This is a genomic window from Amphritea balenae (assembly GCF_003858655.1).
GTDB lineage: Bacteria > Pseudomonadota > Gammaproteobacteria > Pseudomonadales > Balneatricaceae > Amphritea > Amphritea balenae.
The window spans coordinates 869,978-888,241 of sequence record NZ_RQXV01000001.1 but is presented as its reverse complement, the minus strand read 5'-3'; the positions used below and the strand labels follow the sequence as shown (position 1 = coordinate 888,241).

At 47.9% G+C, this 18,264-nt stretch carries 16 protein-coding genes, 1 tRNA gene and 1 other RNA gene; 11 read left to right on the top strand and 7 right to left on the bottom strand.

Annotated elements, in window-relative coordinates:
• Positions 1-71: 71 nt before the first annotated feature.
• The 3 genes from EHS89_RS03945 to EHS89_RS03935 are packed head-to-tail and all read right to left on the bottom strand — an operon-like array spanning position 72 to position 1,502.
• Positions 72-524, bottom strand: coding sequence for a hypothetical protein (locus EHS89_RS03945; protein ID WP_188885228.1), 453 nt, complete (start codon positions 522-524; stop codon positions 72-74).
• Positions 525-540: 16 nt separating this feature from the next.
• The gene (locus EHS89_RS03940; RefSeq protein ID WP_124924784.1) at positions 541-1,182 is read right to left on the bottom strand and encodes an O-methyltransferase; all 642 of its coding nucleotides are present in this window, start codon (positions 1,180-1,182) and stop codon (positions 541-543) included.
• Entirely contained in the window at positions 1,179-1,502 is a 324-nt protein-coding gene (locus tag EHS89_RS03935; RefSeq protein WP_188885229.1) for a hypothetical protein, read from the bottom strand. The genes EHS89_RS03940 and EHS89_RS03935 overlap by 4 nt, the downstream gene beginning before the upstream one ends.
• Positions 1,503-1,951: 449 nt before the next feature.
• Here EHS89_RS03935 and EHS89_RS03930 point away from each other — a divergent pair, with 449 nt between their 5' ends.
• The 10 genes from EHS89_RS03930 to EHS89_RS03885 all read left to right on the top strand — a co-directional run bounded on the left by EHS89_RS03930 (position 1,952) and on the right by EHS89_RS03885 (position 10,788).
• The gene (locus tag EHS89_RS03930) at positions 1,952-2,305 is read left to right on the top strand and encodes a hypothetical protein (protein ID WP_124924783.1); all 354 of its coding nucleotides are present in this window, start codon (positions 1,952-1,954) and stop codon (positions 2,303-2,305) included.
• A 28-nt stretch (positions 2,306-2,333) separates the two neighbouring features.
• Positions 2,334-3,857, top strand: coding sequence for a DNA recombination protein RmuC (locus tag EHS89_RS03925; RefSeq protein ID WP_124924782.1), 1,524 nt, complete (start codon positions 2,334-2,336; stop codon positions 3,855-3,857).
• Positions 3,857-4,501, top strand: a complete 645-nt coding sequence (locus tag EHS89_RS03920) for a gamma-glutamylcyclotransferase (protein WP_124924781.1) — start codon at positions 3,857-3,859, stop codon at positions 4,499-4,501. The genes EHS89_RS03925 and EHS89_RS03920 overlap by 1 nt, the downstream gene beginning before the upstream one ends.
• Before the next feature lie 635 nt (positions 4,502-5,136).
• Complete coding sequence (gene ftsA, locus EHS89_RS03915) at positions 5,137-6,375, top strand: cell division protein FtsA (RefSeq protein ID WP_124924780.1); 1,239 nt, start codon at positions 5,137-5,139, stop codon at positions 6,373-6,375.
• Between the two features lie 120 nt (positions 6,376-6,495).
• A complete protein-coding gene (ftsZ, locus tag EHS89_RS03910; RefSeq protein ID WP_124924779.1) occupies positions 6,496-7,701 on the top strand; it encodes a cell division protein FtsZ in 1,206 nt (401 codons plus the stop codon).
• 362 nt (positions 7,702-8,063) lie between these two features.
• Positions 8,064-8,151 (top strand) — tRNA-Ser (locus tag EHS89_RS03905).
• Between the two features lie 107 nt (positions 8,152-8,258).
• Positions 8,259-8,399, top strand: a non-coding RNA gene (locus EHS89_RS03900) — RtT sRNA.
• A gap of 676 nt (positions 8,400-9,075) precedes the next feature.
• Complete coding sequence (locus EHS89_RS03895; protein ID WP_124924778.1) at positions 9,076-9,483, top strand: PilZ domain-containing protein; 408 nt, start codon at positions 9,076-9,078, stop codon at positions 9,481-9,483.
• Positions 9,476-9,793, top strand: coding sequence for a hypothetical protein (locus EHS89_RS03890; protein ID WP_124924777.1), 318 nt, complete (start codon positions 9,476-9,478; stop codon positions 9,791-9,793). The genes EHS89_RS03895 and EHS89_RS03890 overlap by 8 nt, the downstream gene beginning before the upstream one ends.
• On the top strand, positions 9,790-10,788 hold the full coding sequence (locus EHS89_RS03885) for an AAA family ATPase (RefSeq protein WP_124924776.1): 999 nt from the start codon (positions 9,790-9,792) through the stop codon (positions 10,786-10,788). Before EHS89_RS03890 ends, EHS89_RS03885 begins: the two co-directional genes overlap by 4 nt.
• Before the next feature lie 543 nt (positions 10,789-11,331).
• Here EHS89_RS03885 and EHS89_RS03880 read toward each other — a convergent pair.
• The 3 genes from EHS89_RS03880 to EHS89_RS03870 all read right to left on the bottom strand — a co-directional run bounded on the left by EHS89_RS03880 (position 11,332) and on the right by EHS89_RS03870 (position 13,252).
• The gene (locus EHS89_RS03880; protein ID WP_124924775.1) at positions 11,332-12,234 is read right to left on the bottom strand and encodes a c-type cytochrome; all 903 of its coding nucleotides are present in this window, start codon (positions 12,232-12,234) and stop codon (positions 11,332-11,334) included.
• Between the two features lie 10 nt (positions 12,235-12,244).
• Positions 12,245-12,865 carry a c-type cytochrome gene (locus EHS89_RS03875; RefSeq protein WP_124924774.1) on the bottom strand — a complete coding sequence of 207 codons (621 nt, stop codon included), beginning with the start codon at positions 12,863-12,865 and terminating at the stop codon, positions 12,245-12,247.
• Between the two features lie 72 nt (positions 12,866-12,937).
• Complete coding sequence (locus tag EHS89_RS03870; RefSeq protein ID WP_124924773.1) at positions 12,938-13,252, bottom strand: hypothetical protein; 315 nt, start codon at positions 13,250-13,252, stop codon at positions 12,938-12,940.
• A gap of 535 nt (positions 13,253-13,787) precedes the next feature.
• On the opposite strand from EHS89_RS03870, the gene EHS89_RS03865 reads away from it, so the two are divergent.
• Positions 13,788-16,643, top strand: coding sequence for an AMP-binding protein (locus tag EHS89_RS03865; protein ID WP_124924772.1), 2,856 nt, complete (start codon positions 13,788-13,790; stop codon positions 16,641-16,643).
• A 139-nt stretch (positions 16,644-16,782) separates the two neighbouring features.
• Here EHS89_RS03865 and EHS89_RS03860 read toward each other — a convergent pair whose 3' ends face one another.
• Positions 16,783-18,198, bottom strand: a complete 1,416-nt coding sequence (locus tag EHS89_RS03860; RefSeq protein ID WP_229753479.1) for a nucleobase:cation symporter-2 family protein — start codon at positions 18,196-18,198, stop codon at positions 16,783-16,785.
• Positions 18,199-18,264 lie beyond the last annotated feature (66 nt).

The window sequence follows — 18,264 nt, the reverse complement described above, 5'->3', positions numbered from 1 at the left end:
TTAATCAGTTATCGATACTCTTAATTCACACTAACAAATTAATACTAATATGGACTATTAAATCGCCAGGGCTAAAGTTCTTCTAACTCAAGCTCCCAGAGCCGGTCGACCGCATCCTTCAGGTGAAAGATTATCTCCGTATACTGGTCACTGTCAGAAGCGATATCAAGGTCGCTGAGTCGATCGGCGGTCTCTTCCAACGACGCTCCTTCTGCTTTAATTCCTTTTTCATTCAACAGCCAATATATAAGACCATAAATTTCTGCCGCTGACTCAACTTCATCCAGATCGTCAATATATCGGCTACGAATTTCAATAAGAGCCGGGAACAGAGGGCTGTCAGGCTCTGTAGCAACATAGAGCCGTAGTAGCGTATCGGCATCGGGGATAGATAACTCATCTGCCCCTGCTTGGAGCTGTTCTGGCTGAGTATCTTCTGGCAAGTCGTCTTTTAGCAGAGTCTCAGGGCAGGCTTCAGCCTGATATGACTGACCATTTTCATTCTTACGAATAATAAACTGCATGGCTGAGCTGCCTTTGTTAGCGAATTTTACGCACTACATTAAGACCGTCGCGAACCGTTAGAAATACATTTTCCACATCCGGGTCTTGTGCAATCCTGTGGTTAGTCTCAACCAGAATGTCGTCAATCTCTGATTCAGGCTGAACCACTTTGCCAGACCAGAGCACATTATCAAGAATAATGAGTCCACCGGGGCGGGTCATCTCTTTTACTTTATTGTAATAGTTCAGATAGTTGCGCTTGTCAGCATCGATAAAGGTGAAATCAAGTTCCAGATCAAGCTGTTCAATGGTTTCCATCGCACGCCCAAAAATCACTTCAATTTTATGGCCATGCTCGCTGCGGTCATAAAAGGTTTGGGCAAAATCTATCGCCCTGGGATTGGTTTCGCAGCAAATTAAGCGGCCGTCTTCAGGCATGCCCTCGGCAATAGACAACGCCGAGTAGCCGGTGAACATACCGATCTCCAGCGCTACTTTAGGCTGGTGGATAGCGCTGAGCATTTTCAGCGTGCGACCGACCAGACGACCGGACAACTTCTGTGGCCAGCCCATATTCTCGTTGGTTTTATCTATGAGCTCCTGCAGTAGCGGGGGTTCTTCGCAGGTATGAATAAAAGCGTAATCCTCAATGGTTTCATCAACCAGGTACTGGGTCATTCTATCTCTCTCAACATCACTTTACTGGCCCAGACCTCGATGGCATTAGCACCATCTGGCTTCAGGCTAAACTGGCACAGGATAATATCACTTTCGGGGCACTGAAGGATAATGGCTTTTGCCCCGGTAGGGGCAAAGAAACAGCCCTGATCAGGAGCCTTACCAACGCCGTATAGTGAGTAGTTGAGTAGTTGGCGATATTGCTGTTCAGTATTACAAACCTGGTAGCTGTTATCTCTGACTTCAAACGTGACTGGTTCCGCGCTATGCACAGCGCTGAAAATGAGAGATAAAAACACGAACAGAACTGTTTTAGTCATAGTGATTTCTTAAACTGTAGGCTGACAATTAAAGGGTAATAGACGGTTATAAGTGTGGCTATATGTTGTTGCTATTTTGCAAAAAAACCGTCGTTGCAAAAAAAACCGCCAGCCATCGTTAACGGTATGGCTGGCGGTGAATCCTTTGAGGAGTCAAAGCGCTGTAAACAGCGTTACAATCGCCCGTGAAGACAATCGATAGATAGGTAACTAACCCGTAAATAGTACAAGAAAAACTCTGGTTATATAAATTAGCAATAAGTATATATCTAAAACGAATATGCGGTTTTGGTACGGATGCTTTGCATGTGGGGAGCTAGTGAGCGGGTCCCTGGCCCTTGGGCATATCCACTGAGAAAGCTCAGGACTTATTAGTAGGTTCCCTAGGTTGCAACTTAAAAATCACTTACAATGCGCATTTACACCTTCCCTAACTTTGGAGTAGTCCTTTGGAACCGTTAATTCTGTTTCTGTTTGCCGGTTTTGTCTCTATGTCTGCAGCCTTGAGTGCAGGTCAGTTGAATAAGCTTGCCGATGAAGATAAGCCTGCGTTTATGCAGAATCGTAATGGTATGGTACTGGTGATAATGGCGGGTAATCTGGGTGCGTTAACCCTTATAGGTGCCTTGGCCTACGGTTTTCGTACACTGGAATGGTGGATTCCGTTATCCAGCATTCTACTGTCTTTTCCTGCGCTGTCGGTGGGAATCACGCAACGGTTGTTTGGCGATAAATTAAACCTGTTTATTACTTTGCCTCTGACATTGCTTTCAGCAGGTCTGCTATATCAGTTCTGGCAATAACTCGCTGTAGTTTGCTTGAGGAGATCCTATGACCCCGGCCCAACTAACCGAACTCTTTAGCGATCCTTTAACCACAGCGGTTACCGGGATTATATTTGGCTTAGTGTTCGGTTTGTTGATTATGTTGTTGGTGAAACTCAGGCTAAATGGCCGACATCAGCAACTGTCTCAGCAGCAGGTACTGGAGCAGCAAAAGCTTCAGGAACAGCTTGAACGCACCAAAGCCGATCTGGATATGGTTCAGGATCGGGCTCAGTTTCTTGAAGAGGAACTACTGGGGAGCCGCAGCAGGGTACGTCAGCTTGAATTGGAGCAGGTTCGCTTACAGCATGTCGAGAAGCATAAGCATGACCTTGACGAACATATGGGCGAGCTTCAGGAACAATTAGAAAATCTGCAACGTTTATTAAGTCAGCGACAGGCGCGTATTGCCGAGCTGGAAAGCCGGCTGGAATCTGAACGGCAGTCTCAATCTGAAAAAATACAGTTGCTTACTGAAGCCCGTGATCAGCTAAAGGTCGAATTTCAGAACCTGGCAAATAAAATCTTTGAAGAGAAATCAGCTAAGTTCGCCAGTGCAAATAAAGATTCACTGGGGTCCTTGTTAACGCCCTTGCGTGATCAACTCGGTGATTTTAAACGTCGGGTTGAAGATGTGTATGACAAAGAAGCCAAGGATCGACGTTCTTTGTATGAACAGATTACTCAGCTGAAAGAGCTGAACCAGCAAATGAGTAGTGATGCTGTTAATCTGACTAATGCACTTAAAGGTGAGAGTAAAACCCAGGGTAACTGGGGTGAAGTTATTCTGGAGCGGGTGCTGGAACAATCGGGTCTGCGCAAAGGCTATGAGTACGAAACACAGGTATCCCTGACTGAAGAGGGGCAACGTTATATGCCGGATGTGATTATCCGGTTACCTGATGAAAAAGATGTGATTGTCGATGCGAAAGTATCGCTGACGGCTTATGAGCAGTATTGCTCTTCAGACGATGCCAGCCTTCAGGGCAAAGCGTTGTCAGAGCATCTGCAATCGATACGTAACCACGTTCGGGGCTTGAGTGAGAAGGCTTATGAGGGACTTGAAGGTGTCAGGTCACTTGATTTTGTGCTTATGTTTGTTCCGGTTGAAGGGGCGTTTTTGCTAGCGCTGCAGCAAGATAAAGAGCTGTTTAGCTTTGCCTATGAACGCAATATTATTATAGTCAGCCCGGCGACCTTATTGGTGACCTTACGCACGATTAATAATATCTGGCGCTATGAGCGGCAAAATCGTTACGCCCAGGAAATCGCCAAGCGTGGTGGTGAACTGCACGATAAGTTTGTCGGCTTTGTTGAAGCGTTGAATGAAGTGGGTAAGCATATAGACCGGTCTCAACAGGCCTTCGATACCGCTCAGAAACGCCTCAGCAGCGGTAGAGGCAACCTGGTTAATCAGGCTGCAGCGCTAAATAAGTTGGGTGTTAAGAGTAAGAAACAGCTGGATAAGAAGCTCACCGATAGCGCCGCTGAATCGGATCCGGATACAGAACAACTGGAGATTCTGGACTGATGATTTCGGTAGTGGGCTATGGGTCATTGTTATCAGAAGCGTCGGCGCGTCAGACAATCCCTAATCTGCAAAACTTTCGGTTAGTCCGGGTGCCTGGTTTCCGCCGTATCTTTAATAAGGTTGGTATCGTCTTTCTCAGTCGTCATAACGCAGCACCTGACAGCCTTTATCTGGCGTCCTGTTCAACCGAGGCTGTGACTGGCAGTGAAATTATCTGTAGTCAGTTTGAGTGCTCTGCAGAAGACTTTGTTGAGCTTTATGAAAGAGAACACCGGTTTCGCTGGATCGAAGTGGATACCGTTATGTTTAACGGTGAGGCTGGCCTAGGCCGGATGTGTACCGGTTACGATGACCTGGAATACCGTTTGAATAAGTGCATTACCCCTCAGGAGTATGAGGTCAGGGTAGGGCGTTACTATACGGGTCGCATCTGGCGTGATGATATATTGCCTTTTCCCCGCTATTTAGCTTTCTGCCTTCAGGCCGCAGAGTCTCAGGGTGCTGATGTACTGGATAACTTTATGGACAGTAGTTATCTGGCTGATGGCCTGACCAGTATCCGGGATTACTTGCGAAATAACCCTGAAATACAGGGCTGGCGTGAGGTTGATACGGGCTATAGTTATCGTCCTGAGTCTGTTTAATCTTTCATCGAACGCTCTTTGTTTTATCTCTGAATACCCTCCGAACTCTGCCGATTTTGCCTCTGTATTATCTCTGAATATTATTAAACATTTGCGTCGAAATTAAGTTTTGATTTTTACTGAAAAATCAAAACTTAATATTGAAAATTATTAAAATCATCAATATTAAGTTTTGAAAAATAGTAAATTAATCAAAATTAAATCTTGATTGTTATATTTTAAATCAAAACTTAATATTGATTTTTGTATATTTTTTGTACAAAAAAAAGTCTATATGTGTTAAAAATAGAGGGTCTGCTCAGAAAAGGTGAAAGTTGCCGCAATAGCAGAGGAGGCAAGGGAAATTGCCGCTAAAGATGGCAGAAAATTGCCGATATAAGAAAACAGGGAGTCCGTTGATAAAATGTTTTTTTGCTAAACTGTTGTCTTTAAAGAATTACCCATTTTCAGCAATTAATTGGTTTATTTTTTGCTTTAATTGTAAATAATGGTGCAGATAGCAAAAATAACCGTGTTAAGACCAATAATTAATGCTGTTTGGTTAGAAAGTGTTCATTGTTGGTTAAAAAACAAACGGACGAGTGGTTTTCTCTGTGAAGTTGAGAAACCAAAATGCTAAATAAGATGAATTGTATATGGCGATGACGAGTAACATGATCGTGGCACTGGATATAGGCACCTCTAAGGTGGTTTGTCTGGTGGGCGAAATTGGCCTTGATGGCACGATCGATATCGTTGGCATTGGCTCCCATGAGTCCCGGGGTCTGAAACGCGGTGTAGTGGTGAATATTGAATCCACCGTGCATTCGATTCAGCGGGCGGTGGAAGAAGCCGAACTGATGGCGGGCTGCAAGATCCATTCAGTTACCGTTGGCATTGCCGGCAGCCATATCAACAGTATGAATTCCCATGGCATCGTTGCCGTACGCGACGGTGAAGTGATGGAACATGACCTGGAACGGGTGATTGATGCTGCCCGTGCAGTGGCTATTCCGGCGGATCAGAAAATTCTGCATATCCTGCCACAGGAATATGTGATCGATAATCAGGAAGGTATTCGTGAGCCGCTGGGTATGTCCGGTGTGCGCCTGGAAGCCAAGGTACACCTGGTGACCGGTGCTGTGAATGCGGTACAGAATATTGAAAAATGTGTACAGCGTTGCGGTCTGGTAGTGGATAACTCCGTACTGGAGCAACTGGCATCCAGTTACTCGGTACTGACCGAAGACGAGAAAGAGCTGGGTGTCTGCATGGTGGATATGGGTGGTGGTACTACCGATATCGCTATTTTTACCGGTGGTGCGATTCGTCATACGGCGGTGATCCCTATTGCGGGTGATCAGGTAACCAATGATATCGCGATGGCACTACGTACGCCGACACCGCATGCGGAAGATATCAAGATTAAGTACGCCTGCGCTCTGGCGCAGCTGGCCAGCGCTGATGACACGATTAAAGTGCCGAGCGTTGGCGACCGTCCTGCCCGGGATCTGTCCCGACAGGCGCTGGCGGAAGTAGTTGAACCCCGGTATGACGAACTGTTCACCCTGGTACAGGCTGAGCTGCGACGTAGCGGGTTTGAAGATTTAGCCGCGGCAGGCATTGTACTGACCGGCGGTACGGCAAAGATGGAAGGTGCGGTTGAACTGGCGGAAGAGATTTTCCATATGCCGGTACGTTTAGCGATACCTAAAGGGGTACGGGGGATGGAAGATATTCTGGCCAGCCCGATCTATGCCACAGGTATTGGCTTACTGCAGTATGCAAAACAGGATAATCAGCATTTGGGCGAAGCGGTAGTGGTCGAGGAAGTGACTGAACCGGGTCCAAATGTTCTGAACCGGATGAAATCCTGGTTTCAGGGGAATTTTTAAAGGGGAGTCTGCAGCGGTGCTGTGGGCTTTGGCTTTATTGTTAATGGATTGGCATAAAGCCAGATTAAGAAGAATGTAATAAGTAGGTGCAGGTTGGGCACGAACCTGGAGGAAAGGGATATGTTTGAATTAGTAAATAACGTAGCGCAGAACGCGGTCATTAAGGTGATCGGCGTTGGCGGTGGTGGCGGTAACGCTGTACAGCACATGGTCTCGACGGACGTTGATGGCGTCGAGTTTATCTGTGCTAACACCGATGCACAGGCACTCAATAATATGGGGGCGAAAAACGTACTACAGCTGGGTGGCGAGATCACCAAAGGGCTGGGTGCAGGCGCTAACCCGGATATTGGTCGTCAGGCAGCGTTAGAAGATCGCGAGCAGATCATCGATATGCTCAGCGGCGCTGACATGGTATTCATTACCGCAGGTATGGGTGGTGGTACCGGTACGGGTGCGGCACCTATCGTTGCTGAAGTGGCCAAAGAACTGGGTATTCTGACTGTTGCGGTAGTGACTAAGCCGTTTCCTTTCGAGGGTCGTAAACGACTGCTGATCGCTGACGAAGGGATCAAAGAGCTATCCGAAAACGTTGATTCCCTGATTATCGTGCCAAACGAAAAATTGATGCAGGTGCTGGGCAAGAATTGCAGCCTGATCAACGCCTTTAATGAAGCTAACGATGTACTCAAAGGTGCGGTGCAGGGTATTTCTGACCTGATCATCCGTCCGGGTATGATCAACGTTGACTTCGCCGACGTACGTACCGTGATGTCTGAAATGGGTATGTCGATGATGGGTACTGGTTCTGCGCGCGGTGAAAACCGTGCTGTTGAAGCCGCTGAAGCCGCTGTGCGCAGCCCGCTGCTGGAAGATGTAGATCTGATGGGCGCTCGCGGTATTCTGGTTAACATCACTGCAGGTCTGGATCTGGGGCTGGGTGAGTTCTCTGAAGTAGGTCAGGTAGTTGAAGAGTTTGCTTCTGAAAACGCGACCGTTGTTGTAGGTACCGTTATCGATCCGGAAATGACCGAAGAGATAAAAGTCACTGTTGTAGCAACAGGTCTGGGGGGCTTGGAAGAACAAGACATCCGGGTGGTAAGTAATGGTACTGCTGCAGTCGCTGGCTCTCGACGCGCCGCTAGCGCGGTAAGTGATTACAGCCAGTTAGAGTTACCAACAGTCATGCGCAACCGTAATGATTCAGTACGGGCAAAAGATAACCCGGTGGTTGAGCCTGAACCGGCTACAGAGTCCCGTAAAACAGGCACCGACGATATGGAATTCCTGGATATCCCTGCATTCCTGCGTCGTCAGGCGGACTAACCGCTGGCCTGAATAAATCGTAACAGGGATCGTCCCGTCCCTGACAGAACATAGCCAATCTTTCCCCACTTGCGGAGTTATCCCGGGCGGGGTTTTCTTTTTTAGCCACGCTGAAATCATAACTTTTTAGTGGTTTCACAGCATCGCAGAATAAAGTCATAAAAATCTATCTAACAGGTTTGATTTACCACGCGATTTACATTAAAGTACGCGGCCTCTGAGTTATGCTCAGATCTGCGGTGAGGTGTCCGAGTGGTTGACTCGGAGGCGAAGCCGGAGAGAACGTCGGAGTTTACGACGACGGTAACGAGCACGCAGGCGTGCAGTTATAAAGTCTGAAAAGATGATGTAAACAACATTGCGGTGAGGTGTCCGAGTGGCCGAAGGAGCACGCCTGGAAAGTGTGTATACGGAAACGTATCGAGGGTTCGAATCCCTCCCTCACCGCCATCTAATTTAAAACGAAAAAGCCTAGTCTAACGACTGGGCTTTTTTGTGTCTGTAACATGAGGGGAGGGTGAGAGTCGAACGCAGTGAGACAACATTGGAGCTTGCGACAATGGCCCCGAAGGGGTGAGTTGCGCAGCAGAGAATAACCCTCGTGGTTCGAGCCGAGCGTAGCGAGACCACGTCGGAGCTTGCGACGACAGCCCGAAGGGTGAGGAGTGAAACGACGAGTAATCCCTCCCTCACCGCCATCTAATTAAAAACGAAAAAGCCCAGTCTCTGACTGGGCTTTTTTGTATGTGTTTTTTAGCAAGGTGAGGGTGAGAGCCGAACGCAGTGAGACAACATTGGAGCTTGCGACAATAGCCCCGAAGGGGGGAGCTGCGTAGCAGAGAATAACCCTCGGCAGGGTTCGAACCGAGCAAACTTGTTTGCGACACACGCAGCCGCAGGCAAGTAATCCCGACCTGTTGTATTTATATCTTTAATACATCGCCATCTAATCTAAATCGAAAAAGCCTGGTCTAACGACTGGGCTTTTTTGTGTGTGTAATCTGCATTGAAGGTGAGAGCCAAGCAAACTTGTTTGCGACACATGCAGTCGAAGACAAGTAATCCCTCCCTAACCTCAATCTATATAGAAGCTTGGTCTAACGACCGGGCTTTGTTGTTTAGAGCAGCGTTCGGCGATAGCCCTGAGATAAAGTGGGTCGTCTCTTCGAGGACGCTCTACTGCTTATTGTTCTGTTATTTTTAAAGTCGAATGGAAATTTAATCTTAATTTTTCCTAAGTTCCCGATCAAAACGTACTGCTCTATAGTACTCATTCTAAGAGGTGGTGAATTGAGTGTCGTTGCAACAGTTGTTTTAATGAATGTAAGTGAAGCTAGAAATTGTAGAGAAAGCAGAGCCTTTAGAGGTTAGTAGATGGAAATAATCAGTGACGACTCCCTGGAGCTAGAAGAGATCCCCGGTGATTCTGAGGCCGAACAGGTAACCCGTAAGTTTTATCGCTTGCCGGTCAAACGTGATGATTCACTCTATCTGGAAGTCGATTGTTCCCGTTTCCCCTTGCTGGATATTAGTGAAAGTGGTGTTTGTGTCGCGGTGGAAGCCGATACTGAATTTCCGCAGGACGCCAGACTGAGAGGATGTAGCCTGGTTCTGCGTGATAAGACCTTTGCCGATATGGAGGGTGAGATAGTCCATATTTCGGTTGATGGTGATGGCAACTGGGTAAGTGGTATTCAGTGGATAATAGCGGATGATGTGATTCAAGCGGAATTGAATGCTACGTTAGCTGACCTGCGTAAAGAGTTCTTTAAAGATGTCTGATAATAAATACACCGATATTATGGGGCTGTTGTTGAGTGAAGAGGTCGGTGATGATATCGATGAGCTGCAACAGCTGAATGACATAATTTTCTGTAGTTCCGAAAAACTGCCTATGGAAGTGGGAAATACAGAAGAGGGAGAGCTTATCTGGCAGACTGAAGAAGATCAGTTTGCGTTACATCTATGGAAAATTGAGGGTAGGATCAGCCTGAAGTTAATACCTAAGTCAAAATCAAACTACTCAGTAGAAAGATTGGCTAAGGTTGCGATTGCTGCCGTCCTTGAAGATCTGAAGAAGGCGGATTCATGACTATTATAGTTTGTCCAAACTGCTCTAAAAAATACCGCGCAGATACCAATAAGCTAACCACCAGGAAAAAGTTTCTGGTGCGCTGTAAGACTTGTGAGCATAAGTTTGTAATCAATCTTGAGCAGCCGGCATTGGTCCAGCCACCAGTGGTGGAACAGAAAGTCGTTGAACCTGACTATGCTTCGACCCCGAACAGTAGTAAATCTCCCAGGAAAATCTGCGTTACCCTGAGTAAGGGGGGGGTAGGTAAGACAACTACCGCTGTCAATCTCAGTGCTGGGCTGGCGACGGCGGGTTATAAAGTTCTGTTAATAGATACTGATACTCAGGGACAGTCCTCGTTCATGTTGGGTAAGAAGCCACCTGCGGGCCTGACTGAGTTGCTAACCGGTGAACTGCCGCCTAAAGAGACTATTTTTCCTGCGCGTCCTAATCTTGATCTGTTGAGTGGTGGACGATCTCTGGCGGGAGTTAAACGGATTATTGATAAGAAGAGCTTCGGTTCGGAATGGACCCTGGCTGAAGCGATGGAAAAAATCGATAGTGATTACGATTATGTCATTATTGATACATCGCCGGGCTGGGATCAGCTGACAGTTAACGTGCTGTTTTATGCTGATGAAATCCTGACTCCAGTCGCTCTGGAAGTGATGGCTCTGCATGGTCTTTCGGAATTCATTAAAAACCTTCACGCTATTAAAAAGTATAAAGAGATTGACCTGAAATATATTGTACCTACGTTTCTGGATACCCGGGTCGAGCAGCCAAAGAATATCTACCGTAAGCTGCAGGGGCTCTACGGTGATAAAGTCTGTACACCGATCCGTTATGATGAGGAGCTGAGTAAGATCCCGTCTTATGGTCAGACAATTTTTGAATTTATTCCAGATGGGGATGGTGCTGCGGATTATGGCGCATTAGTGAGAACTATCGCCAAGAACAAGAACATCCTGCTGGGTGGCCATAGCTCAGACGAGACTTCACAAATAGCCTGATTAGTCAGAAGAGTTATTCTGTATCCGCTATTAAATTGATCTCCAGTGCTAGGATTGAAACGACGAGTAATCCTCCCTCATCGATATCTAATTTAAATGAAAAGCCTTGGTTCTAACCAGGGTTTTTTTGTATCTGAAATTTGATAAGTCTGCTCCTGAAATCATCATCCATCTCTATATGCAGTACTCGCTATAGCGATAGTAAATAATCGATCTTAGAAGAATTTTTTCTTATGTATATCCAGAATGAGTATGATTCTAATGTTAAGTTAATTGCAAATCTATATAAGAATCATTATCACTTGCTTAAATGTGTAGGTATGCAGATCTTGCAGGGGGTGGTTTATGAAAGAAAAAATACTGAAATTTGAAGTGTTTATGACTATACCAGTCGTTGCTCTGATGGGTGGTGCTTTGTTGATGGGGATGTTTTTACCGGGCTTGTGAGTTTCACCGCGGGTTACGTCTGAACTTGTAAAACCAATACTATCCAGACGAGAGAACAGGGCCCCTTAAATTGAGCCCTGTTTATATGTTGATGTCCTATTTCCGATTAAACAGATAATAGGCGATAGCATCCCGATCCTGCTTTTGCAGGAAGGATGTTCCATCGCGCACTACCTCAACCATACTGCCGCCAAACACATCACCATCAGCTTTGACCCCGGATTGCAGGGCATATGACAGATCCGACTCTGTCCAGCCTTCTTGCTTAAGCACTTTGGCTGTAATGGCGGGAACAGAACCTTCACCTTCCAGTACTGAGGGGCTGCCCTCAAATAGCTGCTCAGTATCCAGAGCACCCAGCAGGTTGCGGGGACTGTGACAGGCTGCGCAATGTGCAGCGCTTTCAACCAGATACTTACCTCTGTTGTAGGCTTTGTTTTCTGTTATAGCTGGAGTAAATGGCTGGTCTTCCATGAATAATAACTGCCATAGAGAGACGCCCTGGCGGATATTGTAAGGGAAATTCAGCTCATGGCTCAGGTTGTTCCTATTGACTGGCGGTACGGTAAGGAATGCAGCCCACAGATCGGCAATATCCTGATCGCTTAAGCGAGTGTAGAAGGTATAGGGAAAGGCCGGATAGTAGGGGCGTCCTTCAGGGGATACCCCGTGACGCACTGCTGCAGCAAACTGAGCCTGAGTCCAGTTACCGATTCCCTGTTCCTTATCTGTTGTCAGGTTAGGGGCATAGAAAGTACCAAACTCTGTTTTGAGTGGGCTACCTCCGGCCAGAGGCTTACCGCCATTTTCAGTATCGGTGTGACAGGCGATGCAGCCTGAAGCGCGGGCCAGATATGCCCCTCGGGCTACATTGCCGGGTTCTGCAGTGAACTGAGAACGATCGACCTTAGCCTGTAATGGAAGATTGTTCCCAAATGTGATCAAGAGGACCGCAACGATGAGAGGGGTTACACTAAGCCCCAGCCAGATTTTTCTCATGGCGGTAGCCCTACATCTCTACACGATAGCGTTCGTGGCAGGCTGAGCAGTTATCGGTGAGCATTTTAAATACTTGATTGGCCGGCATGGTACCCAGGTAATCGGGGTCTTCCATGTGGAGCATTTTCTCGTCGGCTCTGATCATGGTATCGGTTCCCATCATGGCGCTGGTAGCTGCCGGGTTTGTTGCAGGTTGCCCCATCATTGATTGCGATCCCATCATAGATTCTGACCCCGTCATAGATTCCTGCTGGCTTTTGTTCTCTGCGGCGTTGTACAGCCCTTGTGCCAGTTTAATCTGGCGATCTGATAGCTGGTTAAAACGTTCCCATTCTTTCCAGATGGCTGGTTTAGCTTCGCTATGGCTCGACAGACTATCCTGTGGGAACAGTCGGGTCATCGCTTCACCTGAATGATCGCGGATAACCACTGCGGCATTACGAATAGTGTCAGGGTTGTGTTCAGTTTCCCCCTTAAATATGGCGCTGATCTTTTTTACCGCACCCTTCATGTCATCCATCAGGTCCATACGTTCTTTAACGATGCCAGTGGCACCGCCGTGGGCGGTTACAATCTGGGAGGTGAGAATAGTAGAAAAAATAAAAAGTGTAGCGATAACTGTTCTGAGCATGGTGTTTAATTCCGTGACAATAGACTGAGCCTGAGAGCAGGCCTTATTTTTTAAAGCGAACTAATTTGAACATTATGAAACGAAGTGTCGCGGAGGTGGCGGGTCTCTGATCAGATCGATAGACAGGGCTTTTTCAACTAAGGCCACTGAGGTATAAGGGAAAGGTAGCGCAGTGCTAAATTCGTAATTTAATGGGGGCGAAAGTGCATGTACAGGGTGACATTCAGAAGCTTGATCGGCACTGCCTGCATGATGAGAATGGTCATGAGTGCCTGAGTAATCGCTTGCATGGGTTTCTGTGAAAATGGTCGCTTCAGTGATAACAGGTTGTAACTGAATAGATAGCATCAATAGTAAAATGGTTATTTGCTGTAAGCGTTGTATCACAGGGGCGGTAACTCTTGGCTATGTTTAACTGGCATTTAGCCAGATTAGCTGTTGGCTTCATTTTTTATGTCGGACAACGCTATTGTAAAGCTTTACCGGCCACTTGAGTATCAGGGAATGTGCGAATATCGATCTTGTATTCTGACTGACAAGACGGCCTATCAAATAGGCCACATAGATCAGATATGCCATTAAATTGCGTACTCCTTGTTATGTGCTCATATGAGAAAGCGCTATGCAAAAGCGTGAAGATGTTGTTGTTTGAGCAGCATGTACCGCAATCGGTCGTTATGGTGGTAGCCTGAAAGAATAAGTCGCAAAGCCACGAATAACCTTGGTGGTTCGAGCGAGGCAAATTTATTTGCGACACAGGCAGCTAAAGCCAGGTGACCCCAATCGCTTTTAAATGTTTATCAGATATAACTTAAGCAAAAGCCATTAAATAAAAGTTTCGTGTTTAACGTTTTTCTATCATTTTCCGTCTTAGACGCTCTCCTATACTAGTATTTGAGCAATTACTTTTGGGAGGATAGCTTTGAAGGACAATTCAGACCGGACTACACAGGCTGTTGCCACCCAGATCCTGCACAAGGTAAAGCAGGTCGCACATGAGCTGCACCCTCAGCAACGTTTCTCTGCTGAGCTGAATCTGGACAGTTCTCTTGATCGGGATTTTGCATTTGATAGTTTAGGCCGGGTCGAACTGTTACTGCGTCTGGAACGCACTTTTGACGTGGCGCTGTCCGACGCGTTGTTGAATACAGCAGAGACTCCCCGTGATCTGCTACGTGCTGTTCTGGGAGGACAGCGTCGGATATCAGGCTCTGTATTGCCCGAGATCGAAAGCGTTGATGCGGTATTGAAGGAAGCCTGTATTGTGCCTGAGCAGGCAGAGACTCTGACCGATGTGCTGGAGTGGCATCTGCAAAATCATTCGGATCGAACCCATATCAAGCTCTATGATCCGGATGGCGCGGGTAATACGATCAGTTTTAGTCAGCTGAAGGCGGGCGCGATTCGGGTTGCAGCAGGTTTGCAAAAACTGGATCTGCAGCCCCAGGAACCGGTGGTATTGATGCTGCCTACCTGTGAAGATTATTTCTACTGCTTTTTTGGTGTGTTGTATGCGGGCGGCATCCCTTGTCCGATCTATCCACCGGGGCGGGTCAGTCAGATAGAAGAGCATCTCAATCGTCATGTCAGCATAGTGCAGAATGCCGGTGCAGGTATCATGCTGACTCTGGCAGAAGCCTTGCCGTTCGCTGGTTTGTTACGCAGCCGGGTGAGCTCGTTACGTCATCTGGTGACGGCCGAGCAGGTGCAAACAGATTACGAGAACCTGGTTCTGCCGAAACTGCATGCTGAAGATATCGCTTTCTTACAGTACACATCGGGCAGTACCGGTACGCCAAAAGGCGTGGTGCTGAGCCATGCCAATCTATTGGCAAATGTACGTGCCATGGGGGAGGTGGTGCAGGCCAGTTCTAGTGATGTGTTTGTCAGTTGGTTGCCGCTCTATCATGACATGGGATTGATCGGAGCCTGGTTCGGTAGTCTCTACCATGCTGCGCAACTGGTCATTATGTCGCCTTTGAGTTTTATTGCCCGGCCTCAGCGCTGGCTGGAAGCGATTCATCGCTTTCGGGGCACCCTGTCGGCTTCGCCTAACTTCGGTTTTGAACACTGTGTACGACTGATTGATGATGAGACACGGCAGCAGCTAGATCTCTCCAGTTGGCGCTGTGCGTTTAATGGAGCAGAGCCGGTCAGCCCACAGACCCTGAGCAGGTTTTGTGACAAGTTTACCAGCTGCGGATTTAACCCTGTGGCGATGATGCCTGTGTATGGTCTGGCAGAGAACACCGTGGGGCTGGCGTTTCCTCCGCTGCAGCGGGGGGCCATAATAAGTCTGATCAATCGGGATCGTTTTAACCGTAGTGGTTGGGCGGAATCCTGCTCTGCAGAAGATAAAGATACGTTGGAAGTGGTTGCCTGCGGACGGGCCTTGCCGCGGCATCAGCTTAGGATTGTGGATAGTACTGACCGGGAGCTGCCGGACCGACAAGAGGGGCGGATTCAGTTTAAGGGGCCCTCATCAACCAGTGGCTATTATCGTAATCCGGAGCAAACCTCCACCTTGTTTCATGGTGATTGGCTCGAAACCGGTGATCTTGGTTATATCTTGGAAGGTGAGCTTTATGTGACTGGCAGACAGAAGGATCTGATTATTCTGGCGGGACGTAATATTCACCCGTCTGAACTGGAAACCGCGGTCGGAAATATGGAGGGGATACGTAAAGGCTGCGTGGTCGCTTTTGGTAGCCGGAGTATTGAGCGGGGCACCGAACGTTTAGTCCTGGTGGCTGAAACCCGCCAGAAGAATGAAGCTCGCCTTGCCGGATTAAGTACAGAGGTCAACCGACTGGCGGTGGATCTGTTGGGGCAGCCGGTAGATGAGGTGTTACTGGTCGCACCAAACCGGATATTGAAAACGTCCAGTGGCAAGGTACGCCGTTCTGCCTGTAAAGCCTTGTATGAGGAGGGTAACTTCCAGGGGGCACCTGAAAATCGTTGGTTACAATGGCTGCGTATTGGTTGGGGAGAATTCAAAGGACGGTTGTTAAGGTTCTGGCAGCGATCTCTGGATTATGCTTTTGCTTGTTATTGCTGGGGGCTTTATGGCTTGTTACTTTGCCTGATAATTCCGCCGTTTCTGTTACTCCCGGGTATAGGGTTACGCTGGTGGATTATCCGTCAGGGGGTTCGGTTGCTGGGGTTGCTAACGGGCACTTCGGTGCGGCTTGAAGGTGCTGAACATCTGCCGCCGCCCGGTGAGGCCTGTGTTTTTGTCTGTAATCATTCCAGTTATCTGGATGGCTATGCCCTGGTAGGCTTTTTACCGCGCTGTGTGCGGTTTGTCGCTAAAGGTGAGCTGAAAAGAAAAAAGCTGATCGCTTTTCTGCTACGTAAGATAAACATCGAGTTTGTTGAGCGTTTCGACCCTGATAAGGGCAGTGCAGACTCCGCCCGGCTGACGCAACAGGCCAGGACGCATGCGCCTCTTTTCTTCTTTCCCGAAGGTACCTTCACCCGGGTGCCAGGGCTCAGATCCTTTCACCTCGGTGCATTTACCACCGCCTGTCAGCAACAACTTCCCGTTGTACCTATGGCAATACGCGGCACCCGAACGATGCTTCGTGCAGAAAGCTGGTTTCCACGGCGTGGCCGTATCATCATCTCAATTGGTGAGCCTATCCCCAGCCATGTAGTGAAAGGGGATAGCTTGTGGCAACAGGCGTTAGCACTACGAGACCATGCGCGGGCGGAAGTGCTGATGCTTTCTGGTGAGGCTGACCTGAATACGGAAACAGGGTTTGAAAGAGCTGAGTAAATTGCCGTGGCCTGGAACTGATAGATAACAGTTCGATACTCAACGAATACATATTCACTCTGTATTTATGAGCGGCTTATAAGCGCTGGGTACAGCGGTGAAGAACAGGCAGTAGAAACCTTATAAGAGATATCCCCCGTTATGAGTCTGGATCTTTATCTATCCCTGATATTTCTGAAGTGTCATCCGGCAATGTTTTTTCTTTTTGTAATACCAGGCTCAGGACTATTGCAGTTAAACCGCCGACAGTAATCGATGAGCCGAAAATGACCTGCAGGATCTCCGGGAAGCTGCTGATAACTTCAGGTACGCCGTCTACTCCCAGCGCAAGACCAAAGGATACAGCCATGATCATCAGGTCGCGCCGGTCCAGGTCCGCGGAGGCGATTATACGCATCCCCGCAGCGGCTACGGTGCCAAACATTATCAGGGTAGCGCCGCCCAGTACGGGCTTTGGAAGGGTTTGTAGCAGGGCGCCGATAATGGGAAATAGCCCCAGCAGAACAAAGAAACCGGCGATAAAGTATGCAACGTAGCGACTGGCTACTCCGGTTAGCTGAATCACGCCATTGTTCTGACTGAAAGTGGTGTTGGGAAAGGTATTAAAAGTCGCAGCGATAAGTGAGTTTATACCATCACCCAGTACACCGCCTTTGATACGTGCAATATAAACCGGGCCTTTCACCGGTTGATCTGAAACCATAGAGTTAGCTGTCAGATCGCCGGAAGTTTCAATGGCTGTTACCAGATAGATAATGGCGATAGGTATGAAAACGCTAAACTCAAAATCGAATCCATATCTGAAGGGGACAGGTAAACTCAGCACCGGCACCTCGGTGACTCTGTTGAAATCAACCATGCCCAGCAAGAGTGCAATGATATAGCCGACAATCATGCCGATCATAATTGCTGACATACGGATCATCGGGTTGTGAAAACGGTTTAGTATGACAACGGTAACCAGTACTGAGCCACCAACAGCCAGGTTGTGGGGGGAGCCCAGATCTTCAGCGCCAAAGCCCCCGGCCAGATCGGTCATACCAACCTTGATCAGGGACAGACCGATAATGCTGATCACGATACCGGTAACAATCGGAGTGATGATGCGTTTGAGCTTTTCGATAACAAAACTCAGGCCAATTTCAACGAATGCGCCTACCGCGCAGATACCAAAGATCATTGCCAGAATATCATCTGCAGAGCCGCCTTTGCTTTTGACAATAAAGCCAGCGGCAAGAATTGAGGCCAGAAAAGCGAAACTGGTGCCTTGTATACAGAGTAAGCCTGAACCCACCGGGCCAATACGGCGAGCCTGAATAAAAGTGCCGACCCCGGATACAATTAACGCCATGCTGACTAAATAGGGAATCTCACTACCTAACTCCAGGATCCCCCCGATGATAAGGGTGGGGGTGATTATGCCGATAAAACTTGCCAGTACGTGCTGTAACGCTGCTAAAAATGCTTTTGCCGGAGGAGGCCGGTCATACAGGCCATAGAGTATATCGCAGCCTTGTGATGGGTCTGGCATATGGCTATCTGACGGATCTCGCATACGGCTTTCCGGGTTATGTCATTATTCAGTTAGTTTAGTGCAATAAAATGCCGACCAAAGGTTGGT